At 61.3% G+C, this 11,345-nt stretch carries 8 protein-coding genes; 4 read left to right on the top strand and 4 right to left on the bottom strand.

The genetic code is table 11. The features are described from left to right. The 3 genes from mdtC to SIK97_RS13900 are packed head-to-tail and all read right to left on the bottom strand — an operon-like array spanning position 1 to position 7,454. Positions 1–3,078, bottom strand: coding sequence for a multidrug efflux RND transporter permease subunit MdtC (gene mdtC, locus SIK97_RS13910; RefSeq protein ID WP_016946935.1), 3,078 nt, complete (start codon positions 3,076–3,078; stop codon positions 1–3). After that, positions 3,079–6,201, bottom strand: coding sequence for an MdtB/MuxB family multidrug efflux RND transporter permease subunit (locus SIK97_RS13905; protein ID WP_057173272.1), 3,123 nt, complete (start codon positions 6,199–6,201; stop codon positions 3,079–3,081). After that, positions 6,201–7,454 (bottom strand): MdtA/MuxA family multidrug efflux RND transporter periplasmic adaptor subunit, encoded by a 1,254-nt coding sequence (locus SIK97_RS13900; protein WP_014230096.1) that lies wholly within the window; start codon positions 7,452–7,454, stop codon positions 6,201–6,203. The genes SIK97_RS13905 and SIK97_RS13900 overlap by 1 nt, the downstream gene beginning before the upstream one ends. Positions 7,455–7,837: 383 nt before the next feature. Between SIK97_RS13900 and SIK97_RS13895 the strand changes: the two genes are divergently transcribed. From SIK97_RS13895 to SIK97_RS13880, 4 genes are all read left to right on the top strand, one after another. Continuing rightward, complete coding sequence (locus SIK97_RS13895; RefSeq protein WP_014838974.1) at positions 7,838–8,599, top strand: dimethylarginine dimethylaminohydrolase family protein; 762 nt, start codon at positions 7,838–7,840, stop codon at positions 8,597–8,599. Between the two features lie 28 nt (positions 8,600–8,627). Next, positions 8,628–9,401 carry an ABC transporter substrate-binding protein gene (locus SIK97_RS13890; RefSeq protein WP_032719853.1) on the top strand — a complete coding sequence of 258 codons (774 nt, stop codon included), beginning with the start codon at positions 8,628–8,630 and terminating at the stop codon, positions 9,399–9,401. A gap of 64 nt (positions 9,402–9,465) precedes the next feature. Beyond that, positions 9,466–10,158 (top strand): ABC transporter permease, encoded by a 693-nt coding sequence (locus tag SIK97_RS13885; protein ID WP_016946939.1) that lies wholly within the window; start codon positions 9,466–9,468, stop codon positions 10,156–10,158. Continuing rightward, positions 10,155–10,880, top strand: a complete 726-nt coding sequence (locus SIK97_RS13880; RefSeq protein WP_014230092.1) for an ABC transporter permease — start codon at positions 10,155–10,157, stop codon at positions 10,878–10,880. The genes SIK97_RS13885 and SIK97_RS13880 overlap by 4 nt, the downstream gene beginning before the upstream one ends. On the opposite strand, the gene SIK97_RS13875 is transcribed toward SIK97_RS13880, so the two are convergent. Then, positions 10,881–11,336, bottom strand: coding sequence for an Lrp/AsnC family transcriptional regulator (locus SIK97_RS13875; RefSeq protein ID WP_025107779.1), 456 nt, complete (start codon positions 11,334–11,336; stop codon positions 10,881–10,883). Between the last annotated feature and the right edge of the window lie 9 nt (positions 11,337–11,345).

The raw sequence follows: 11,345 nt of genomic DNA, 5'->3' as shown, positions 1-11,345 counted from the left end.
TTATTCGCTTACCGGTTGAGGGACTTTTCGCGAAAAACGCAGCCGCAGACGGTCGAAGAACAGATAGACCACCGGCGTGGTGTACAGGGTCAACAGCTGACTCATCACCAGGCCGCCGACAATGGTAATCCCCAGCGGCTGGCGCAGCTCGGAGCCATCGCCGCCGGAGATAACCAGCGGCAGCGCGCCGAACAGCGCCGCCAGGGTGGTCATCATTATCGGCCGGAAGCGCAGCAGACAGGCCTGGAAGATCGCCTCTTCCGGCGGCAGGTTGCCGTTGCGCTGCGCCTCAAGGGCGAAATCGACCATCATGATGGCGTTTTTCTTCACGATGCCAATTAATAGCATAATCCCGATAAGCGCGATTAGGCTGAACGGGGCATCGAAAAGCTCCAGCGCCAGCAGCGCACCGACGCCGGCGGACGGAATGGTCGACAGAATGGTCAGCGGATGAACGTAGCTCTCATAGAGGATCCCCAGCACGATATAGACCGTGGCGATGGCCGCCAGAATCAGGATCACCTGCGAGTTCATGGTCTCCTGGAACACCTGCGCGGTCCCGGCGAAGGACCCGCGGACGCTGGACGGCACGCCAATCTGGGTCATCGCCCGGTTGATGGCGTCGCTGGCTTCCGACAGCGACTTGCCGGTAGGCAGGTTAAAGGAGATGGTCGACGCCGCCGACAGCCCCTGGTGGTTCACCGACAGCGGCGCGTTAGCCGGCTGCCATTTGGCGAAATAGGAGAGCGGAATCGGCTTGTCTTCGCTGTTGATCACAAACATCTTATCGAGGGCGCTGACGTCCTGGGTGTAGACCGGGTCGACCTGCATCACCACTTTATACTGGTTCAGCGGCTGGTAGATGGTTGAGATCTGCCGCTGACCGAAGGCGTTGTTCAGCAGATTGTTGGCGTCCTGCACGCTGATGCCGAGCCGCGACATGGTATCGCGATCGTAGATCAGATCCATCTCCGCGCCGTTATTCTGGCTGTCGGAGTTGACGTCCGCCAGCTCCGGCAGCGCCGCCAGCGTTTTGCGGATTTTCGGCTCCCATTCCCGCAGCGCCGCAAGGTCGTCCGACAGCAGCGTATACTGGTAGCTGGCGTTGGCCTGACGGCCGCCGACGCGGATATCCTGTACCGCCATCAGGAACAGGTTGGCCCCCGGCTCTTTGGCCAGCTTCTTCCGCAGCCGATCGATAATCTGCTGCGCCGTTTCATGGCGCTCATCGCGCGACTTGAGGGTGATAAACATCATTCCGCTGTTGACCCGCGAGCCGCCGGTAAAACCGGTGACGTTGTCCACCGCCGGATCTTCACGAATGATCTTCATAAAGTCCTCCAGCTTGCCGCGCATCGCCTGGAACGAGATACTCTGGTCCGCCTGGATACCGCCCATCAGCACCCCGGTGTCCTGCTCCGGGAAGAAGGTTTTGGGAATCGAGATATAGAGCCAGACGCTCAGCGCGATGGTGCCAAGCAGCACCAGGCCGGTTAAGCGGCTGTGCTTCAGCACCCACTTCAGCGATTTGCCGTATCCGCCCTGAATCGCCACCAGCAGGCGGCCAACCCCGCGCTTGCGCGTCGGCTCGTGGGGCTTGCCGCTTTTCAGCAGCCAGCCGCACATCATCGGCGTCAGGGTCAGAGAGACCGCCAGCGAAATGCCAATCGCCACCGACAGGGTAACGGCGAATTCGCGCAGCAGCCTTCCCGGCAGGCCGCCCATCAGCAGCAGCGGCAGGAACACTGCCACCAGCGACAGGCTCATCGACAGCACGGTAAAACCGACTTCCCGGCTCCCCTGCAGCGCCGCCTGCAGCGGCTTCATGCCGGCTTCCAGATGGCGGGAAATATTTTCCAGCACCACGATGGCGTCATCGACCACGAAGCCGGTAGCGATAGTCAGCGCCATCAGCGACAGGTTGTTAAGGCTGAAGCCGCACAGGTACATGGCGGCGAAGGTGCCGATCAGCGAAACCGGAACCGCCACCGCCGGGATCAGCGTCGCGCGCCCCGAGCGGAGGAAGAGGAAGACCACGAGGATCACCAGCGCCACCGAGATGACCAGCGTTTGCTCCACTTCCTCCAGCGAGGCGCGGATGGTCGGCGAGCGGTCCTGGGCGATTTGCAGATCGACAGAGGCCGGGATGGTGCGCTGCAGCTCCGGCAGGCGGGCGCGAATGCTGTCCACCGTCTCGATGATATTGGCTTCCGGCAGCTTGCGGATCATCAGCAAAATCGCCGGTTTGGCGTTAGTCATCCCGGCGTTGCGCACGTCCTGCACCGAATCGGTGACGTTGGCGACGTCGCCGAGGCGCACCGCCGCGCCGTTGTTATAGTGCACGATCAGCGGCTGGTATTCGGCGGCGGTCTTCAGCTCGTCGTTGGTCGCCACCTGCCAGCGGTGGGTAGCATCTTCCAGCGCCCCCTGCGGTTTACGTACGTTGGCGTTGCTGATGGCGGTGCGCACCGCGTCCAGCGATACGCCCTGGTTAAACAGCGCCTGCGGGTTGAGGTCGACGCGCACCGCGGGCAGCGAACTGCCGCCGACGTCCACGTCGCCGACGCCGTCAATCTGGGCAATGGTCTGCGCCAGCTGGGTAGAGGCGAAGTCGTACAGTTCACCCTGGGACCAGGTATCCGAGGTGAGGGTGAGGATCATGATCGGCGCGTCTGACGGGTTGGCTTTGCGGTAGGTCGGACGGCTCGGCATGCCGCTCGGCAGCAGGCTTTGCGCGGCGTTAATCGCCGCCTGCACGTCGCGGGCCGCGCCGTTGATATCGCGGTCAAAGTTGAACTCAAGAATGATGCGCGTACTGCCGAGCGAGCTGGAGGAGGTCATCTCATTGACCCCGGCAATCCGCCCCAAAGAGCGCTCCAGCGGCGTCGCCACCGAAGAGGCCATGGTCTCCGGCGATGCGCCGGGCAGCGAGGCGCTGATCATGATGACCGGGAAATCCACCTGCGGCAGCGGCGCCACCGGCAGCAGGCGGAAACCGAGGATGCCGCACAGGGTAATGGCGAGCGAAATCAGAATCGTCGCCACCGGACGGTAAATGAAGAGGGCGAAAAACTTCACCTACGCCTCCTCCTCACGCCGCGGGAACCGGCTCTTCATATACAGCGACAGCCGGTCGAACAGCAGATAGATAACCGGAGTCGTGAACAGCGTCAGCACCTGGCTGAGCATCAGACCGCCGACCATGCCAATCCCCAGCGGACGCCGCAGCTCCGCGCCGACGCCGGTACTGAGCATCAGCGGCAGCGCGCCCAGCAGGGCGGCGAGGGTGGTCATCAGGATCGGGCGGAAGCGCAGCAGGCAGGCCTGGTAGATCGCCTCGCGCGGCGGCATGCCCTGCTCGCGTTCGGCGGCCAGCGCGAAGTCGATCATCATGATGGCGTTTTTCTTGACGATGCCGATCAACAGAATGATGCCGATAATCGCGATAACGTCCAGTTCGCTCCCCGCCAGCCATAGCGCCAGCAGCGCGCCGACGCCCGCCGTCGGCAGGGTGGAGAGAATCGTTATCGGATGAATAAAGCTTTCATACAGTACTCCGAGGACGATATACATCGCCACCACCGCGGCAACCACCAGCCAGACGGTGCTGCCGAGCGCCGACTGGAAGGCCAGCGAGCTGCCCTGGAACTGGGTACGGATATCGCTCGGGAATTCCAGCGCCTGCTCGGCGCCAAGAATCGCTTCGACCGCATCGCCCAGAGAATAGTTGTCCGGCACGTTAAACGAGATGGTGGTAACCGGGAACTGATCGAGATGGTTTATGGATAGCGGGGCAAAGCGCTCCTCGACGCTGGCGATGGATTTCAGCGGCACAATCCCGCCGTCGCTGCTGGTCAGACGAATATTATCCAGCGCCGCCAGCCCCGGCGTGGCCTGGGTATCATGCTCCAGCACCACGCGGTACTGATTCGCCTGGGTATAAATGGTGGAGATTAAGCGCTGACCGAAGGCGTTATACAGCGCGTTATCGACGTCCGCCATGCTGATGCCGAGACGGCTGGCGCTATCGCGATCAACGTTGATATACGCCGCCAGGCCCTTATCCTGCCAGTCGCTGCTGACGTCGGAGAGCTGCGGCAGCGCCTGCAGCCGGGCCAGCAGCTGCGGGACCCAGTTGCTGAGCGCGTCCAGCGAGTTGGCCTGCAGGGTGAACTGGTACTGGGTGCGGCTGACGGTGGTGTCAATGGTCAGATCCTGCGTCGGCTGGAGGTAAAGCTCAATGCCGGGAATGCCGCTCACCGCGTTCTGCAGGCGGCCGATCACCGTCTGCACGCGATCGTCGCGCTCGTCCAGCGGCTTAAGGTTGATTTGCAGGCGGGCGCTGTTGAGCGCCGGGTTGGTACCGTCGACGCCGACGTAGGAGGTCAGGCTTTCCACCGCCGGATCGTTGAGTATCGCCGCCGACACCTGCTGCTGGCGCTCGGCCATGTTGGCGAACGACGCCGACTGCGGCGCCTGCAGCGTCCCCTGAATAATGCCGTTGTCCTGAATCGGGAAAAAGCCCTTCGGAATAAACACCCACAGCATAATCGACAGCACCAGGGTACCGAGGGCCACGCTCAGGGTCAGCCACGGATGATTCAGCACCCGGCTCAGCCAGCGGCCATAGACGGCGATCACCCGCTCAAAGAAACGCTCGCTGGCGCGCGAGAAGCGGTTCTGCTTGCGCAGCGACTCGTGGCTCAGCATGCGGGCGCACATCATCGGCGTCAGGGTCAGCGACACCACCGCGGAAATCAGGATCGCCACCGCCAAGGTAATGGCGAACTCGCGGAACAGACGGCCCACGATATCGCCCATAAACAGCAGCGGGATCAGCACCGCAATCAGCGAGAAGGTCAGCGAGATAATGGTAAAGCCAATCTCTCCGGCCCCTTTCAGGGCGGCGGCCAGCGGCTTTTCGCCTTTCTCGATATAGCGCGAGATGTTTTCAATCACCACGATGGCGTCATCGACCACAAAGCCGGTGGCGATGGTCAGGGCCATCAGCGTCAGGTTGTTAATCGAAAAATCGAGAAATACCATCACCGCAAAGGTGCCGACCAGCGATAGCGGTACGGCGATGCCGGGAATAATCGTCGCCGGGACGTTGCGCAGAAAGACGTAGATAATCATCACCACCAGGGCGATGGCCAGCATCAGCTCGAACTGGGTGTCGCTAACCGAGGCGCGGATATTGGTGGTGCGGTCGGAAAGTACCTGCACTTTAACCGATTTCGGCAGGCTTTCGGTGAGCTGCGGCAGCATCTGGCGGATGCTGTCGGCGGTCGAGATAATATTCGCCCCCGGCTGGCGCTGGACGTTCATGACGATCGCCCGCTGATTGTTGGCCCATGCCCCAAGCCAGCTGTTTTCCGCGCCCTGTTCCACGGTGGCGACGTCGCCGAGGCGAATCGGCGCGCCGTTCTGATAAGCGATAATCAGCCGGCGGTAATCTTCCGCCGACTGCATCTGATCGTTGGCGGAGAGGGTCACCGCCCGCGACGGGCCGTCAAGGCTCCCCTTCGCCGAGTTGACGTTGGCGCTGGTTATCGCGGTGCGCACCGTTTCGCTGGTCAGCCCGAGGGCGGCGATGGCCTGGGCGTTGAGCTTGACGCGTACCGCCGGGCGCTGGCCGCCCGCGAGGGTGACCAGCCCGACGCCGGAAACCTGGGAGATTTTCTGCGCCACGCGGGTCTCCACCATATCCTCGACCTGGGTCATCGGCACGGCGGAAGAGGTGACCGCAAGGGTCATAATCGGCGGATCGGCGGGGTTAACTTTGCTGTAGACCGGAGGGTTAGGCAGGTCAGAAGGCAGCAGGTTGGTGGCGGCGTTGATGGCTGCCTGTACTTCCTGTTCCGCGACGTCCAGCGGCAGCGTGAGCTGGAACTGGAGCGTCACCACCGACGCGCCGCCGGAGCTCTGGGAAGACATCTGCTTGAGGCCGGACATCTGGCCAAACTGGCGCTCCAGCGGGGCGGTCACCGACGAGGTCATCACGTCCGGGCTGGCGCCGGGATAGAGGGTTACCACCTGAATCGTCGGGTAGTCCACTTCCGGCAGCGCCGAAACCGGCAGGAAACGATAGCCGATAATCCCGGCCAGCATAATGGCCACCATTAACAGCGTCGTGGCGACCGGGCGCATGATAAACAGACGGGAAGGGCCACCCGTGCTGCTCGGCGGTAACACTTGCATCAGGAGCGCGCTCCTTTTTTACCGTACTCGCGGCTGGTGGCTTTTTCCGGCTCGGCGGCGGTAGCCGCATCGTGGGCTTCCACCACCTCAACCTTCGCGCCTTCGGTCAGACGGTCGATACCGTCGGTTACGACGCGATCGCCGGCGGAAAGCCCGGCGTTGATCACCACTTTCAGGCTGTCCTGAATACCCGGCGTGACGGTGTGCTTGCTGACCTTGTTCTCATCGTTCAGTACCCAGACGAAATGGCCTTCGTTACCCATTTGCAGCGCGGCGGTTGGGATCACCACCGCGTTCTGCTCGGTATCGACCAGCATACGGGCGTTGACGAACTGATTCGGGAACAGGGCATCGTCCAGGTTAGTAAAGCGCGCTTTCAGCTTGATGGTGCCGGTGGTGGCGTCAATCTGGTTATCGAGGCTCAGCAGTGAGCCTTCGCTGATTTTCTGTTTATTGGTGCGGTCCCAGGCTTCGACAGCCAGCTTTTTTCCCGCCTTCTGCGCCTGTACTACGGTGGCGATTTGGTTTTCCGGCAGCGTAAAGACCACGTCGATCGGGTGGGTTTGCGTCAGCACCACAATCCCGGTGGTGTCCCCGCTGGCGATCTGGTTGCCGATATCCACCTGTTTTAAGCCGACCCGGCCGTCGATTGGCGCGGTGATGCGGCTCCAGTCCAGCTGCAGCTGGGCGCTGGCGACGGCGGCTTCGTCCGCTTTGATCGTACCCTGGGTTTCGCTGACCAGCGACTGCTGGGTGTCCAGCTCCTGCCGGGAAACCAGATTGGTTTTGACCAGCTGCTGGTAGCGCGCCAGATCGCGACGGGCGTTGGCGAGGGTGGCCCGATCTTTCGCCAGTTGGCCTTCTGCCTGGGCGAGGGCGACTTTAAACTGGCTGGGGTCGATTTCCGCGAGCAGATCGCCCGCTTTGACCTGCTGGCCTTCGGTAAAGTGGATGGCCAGCAGCTGGCCGTCGACGCGGCTGCGGACGGTGACGGTATTCGCCGCCGTCACGGTGCCGAGGCCGGAAAGGTAGCGGGGTACCGCTTCGCTGGTGGCGGTGGCCGCCTGTACCGGCGCGAGGGCGGCGCCAAAACGACCGGGGCGTCCGCCTCCGGGCCCCTGCTGACGCGCGCCTGATGCCGTCGGCGCGCCGCTGTTTGCCGCTTCGCGACCCTGCCAGAACCAGTACGCCGCGCCCGCGACGATCGCGACCACCAGCACCGCAGCCCAACGGCTTTTATTGCTACCTTTCATTAATTTGCTATCTCATCCTGAAACGTTTCACGGAATGATACTAGTTTAGCCAGCGAACGCTGCTTAAAAATGGAGGAATTATGAAAAGACTGTCCAGATATGTCTGTAAAAAACGCTTTTCGCAGAGCCGGTTACGGTGAATAGTTAGGCGTAAAATTCGCTTAATGATTTTGCTTAGCCGGGCGATGAATCAGGTTAGTTATTGCCCGTCATCCGCTGTTTCTTAAGGGTCACAGCGGAATACGTCGAATCTGAACTGATATACAGCGTGAATAAGCGGCCCCGGAAAGTGATTCAGCCTGATTGGCGGCGGCATCTGTTTGATAATCAAATTCACTCACGATTTTGCCTTAAGCAATGCGACCACTACCAGAGGGTTCTTTATGCATTTTACCCAAGCTATCGCCCGTCTCCCGGCCGCCACCTGCGGCGCAGGACAAACTACCGCCCGGCTGGGCGCGCCGGATATCGCCGCCACCACCCGCCAGTTTCTCGCCTATGTAGAAACCCTGCTGCAGCTTGGCCTGAAGGTCACCGTACTGCCCGCGGCGGCGGATTATCCTGATGCGCACTTTGTTGAAGATACCGCGGTGGTGATGCCTGAACTGGCGGTGATTACCCATCCGGGCGCGCCGAGCCGTCAGGGCGAGGTCGATACCATTGCGCCGGTGCTGGCGGGGTTCCGTCCGCTGGCGCGGATGAGCGAGCGCGGGCATATGGACGGCGGCGACGTGCTGTTAGTGGATAAGCAGTTTTTTATCGGCCTGACGGCGCGCACCGATGAGCAGGGGATCCGCGAGTTTGCCGCCGCCGTTGAGCCGCACGGCTATCAGGTCGCGGCGATTGAAGTGAGCGCCGGTCTGCATCTGAAATCGATCGTCAACTATGTGGGCCGCAATACGCTGCTGCTGACGGAAGGTTACGTTAACCATCCGGCGTTTAGCGGCTTCAACAGCATCGTGATCCCGGAAGAGGAGGCCTACGCCGGAAATACGCTGTGGATCAACGATACCTTAATTACGCCGCAGGGCTACCCCTATACCCTGGGCGAAATCAGCAAGCTGGGAATGCCTATCGTGCAGCTCGACACCAGCGAATTTAAGAAAATGGATGGCGGCCTGACCTGCCTCTCACTGCGTTTTTAATCACCGCGCCAACACCGGGGAGATCGAAATGAAAATACGCCTTGCCGCACTACTGGCCTGCATGGCGCTCAGCGCGCCGCTGGCCGCCCAGCAGTTTGACACCATCAGCTTTGGCGTCGATGGCGGCTATCCGCCGTTTGACGTGCTGGCGCCCAGCGGTGAAATTACCGGCTTTGATATTGATATCGCCAATGCGCTGTGCACCCAGCTAAAAGCCAAATGCGTTTTCGTGAAGCAGCCGTTCGAAAGCATGATTGCCGCCCTCAACGCGCATAAGTTCGATGCCATTATCGCTTCGCTCAATATTACCGATGAGCGTAAAAAGGAAGTGGATTTCACCGACCGCTACTACCGCAGCGCGGCGCAGCTGGTGGCGCGCAAAGGCAGCCCGCTGCTGCCTGAAGTCGCCAGCCTGAAAGGCAAAACCGTCGGCGTCCAGACCGGCTCCACCCATGAAGCGTTTGCGAAGGCCAACTGGGCCAATCATGGCGTGAAAATTGTCGGTTACGCTAACCAGGATAACGTCTACCTCGACCTGCTCTCCGGGCGAATCGACGCCGCGTTGCAGGATAATATCCAGGCGGCGACCGGCTTTATTGATACCCCGCGCGGGCAGAAATTCGCCTTTGCCGGTCCGGTTATCCAGGACGGCGGCATCTCCTCCGACGTGGGGATTGCGGTGAATAAAGACAACCCGGCGCTGCGCGATGCGCTGAACGGCGCCATTAAGGCAATCCGCGCCGACGGCACCTACGACGCGATCCAGAAAAAATACTTTAGCTTTGATATTTATGGCAAATAAGTCGTGAAGATGCGGGCGCGGGTGATGGCCTGCGCCCCTTTACGACCTCCGCGGAAGGCTGAATATGGTCGCAGACTATTTACCCCTGTTGTTACGCGGCGCGGCGCTTTCGCTGTGCGTGATGCTCTCTTCATTACTGGTCGCTCTGCTGCTGGGGCTGATTAACTCGCTAATTAAGCTCTTCGGCCCGCCGTGGCTGCGCCTGTTTTCCACCGCCTACACCACGCTGGTACGCGGTATCCCAGAGCTGGTGATTATGCTGCTGCTGTTTTTCGGCGGCGAGATGCTGGTGAACCTGCTGCTGGGTCTGGTGGGGCTCGGGCCGGTGCGCTTCAATACCTTTATCTCCGGCGTGCTGGCGATCGGCTTTGTTTTCGGCGCCTATTACACCGAGACCTTTCGCGGCGCCTTTCTGACCGTCGATCGCGGGCAAACCGAAGCCGCGCAGGCCTACGGGATGCGGCCGTGGACGGTGTTCCGCCGGGTGATGCTGCCGCAGATGCTGAGCTTCGCGATCCCGGGCATCAACAACAACTGGCTGGGGCTGATGAAAGCATCGGCGCTGGTGTCGATCCTGGGCCTCGAGGATATGGTATGGCTGGCCGAACAGGCCGGGCGCGCCACGCAAAAGCCGTTCCTCTTCTATTTTCTGGTCTCGCTGATTTACATGGTGATTACCGCGCTCTCCAGCTGGCTGTTCAGCCGCCTGGCGAAGCGTTACGCGCTGCGCTCTTCCACGGCGGGGACGGCCTTATGAATCTGCAAACCTTTCTCGATGCGATCCCGAGCTTTTTGTGGAGCGACGGCAACGGCGCCGCCAGCGGGCTGGCGGTCACGGCGGAGCTGTTTTTGCTCTCCATCGTTCCCGGGATGGCGCTGGCGATAGCGATGGCGGTGGGGCAGGTGTACGGCCCGCGCGCGCTGGCGCTGCCCATCCGTGGTTTTACGTATTTTTTCCGCAGCACGCCGCTCTATCTCCAGCTGATGCTGATTTACTACGGCCTGTCGCAGTTCGATATCGTGCAGACGGGCTGGATGAACGACCAGCCGTTCTGGCTGCTGTTCCGCGATGCGACCTTCTGCGCCACGCTGGCGCTGGTCCTCAACACGGCCGCGTACGTCGCGGAGCTGCTGGCGGGGATGATGGTGACCTTTCCGCGCCAGGAGTGGGTCGCCGGGGAAGCCTATGGGATGGGGAAATGGCAGATTATTCGTCGTCTGGTGCTGCCCGCGACGCTCAGACGCGGGATCCCGGCGCTGAATAATGAAATGGTCTTTTTACTGCACGCCACGTCGCTGGCCAGCACCGTCACCCTGCTGGATATTACCGGCGTGGCCCGCGCGTTCTACGCCATGACCTATTCGCCGTTTATTCCGTTTCTGATGGCCGCGGCGCTGTATCTGCTCTGCACCTTTATGCTGATTTTCGCCTTTTCCCGCGCCGAGCGGCGCTGGCTGGCGTTTATCCGGCGCGGCTAGTCAGGAGCGCTTAATGGCCTGCAGTTCGGTCAGGGTGACGATTTTATCGACGTGAAACTTTTTACTGGTCAGCCAGCTATCCGCCAGCTGGCAGTAGTGCGCCATGCTGCGGCAGCCGATGCGTACCAGAAAGTCGAAGCTGCCGCTGACCAGCCAGCAGTCCAGCACTTCGGGCGTCTGGCGCATCTCCTGTTCAAACACCGGCTGCGAGCGCCCGTGGTCGGCCAGCGCGATTTGCGCCTGTACCACAAACGCGTGCTCCGGCTCGGGCAGTTCTACAATGGCGCTGTAGCCGCGAATAATGCCGTCGCGCTCGAGGCCGCGCACCCGCTCCAGGCATGGACGGGCGGTGAGGTTTACCTGCTCCGAGAGCTTCTGATAAGAAATGCGGCCATCCCGGCGCAGAATTTCAAGGATCTTATGATCGATACGGTCAAGCCGGGCTTTCTTTTCCACAACCAGGAC

It is taken from the genome of Klebsiella sp. JN_Kp126, assembly GCF_033843325.1.
Taxonomy (GTDB): domain Bacteria; phylum Pseudomonadota; class Gammaproteobacteria; order Enterobacterales; family Enterobacteriaceae; genus Klebsiella; species Klebsiella michiganensis.
Note: the sequence above shows the minus strand (reverse complement) of the source record. Positions and strands in the feature narration are given on the sequence as shown.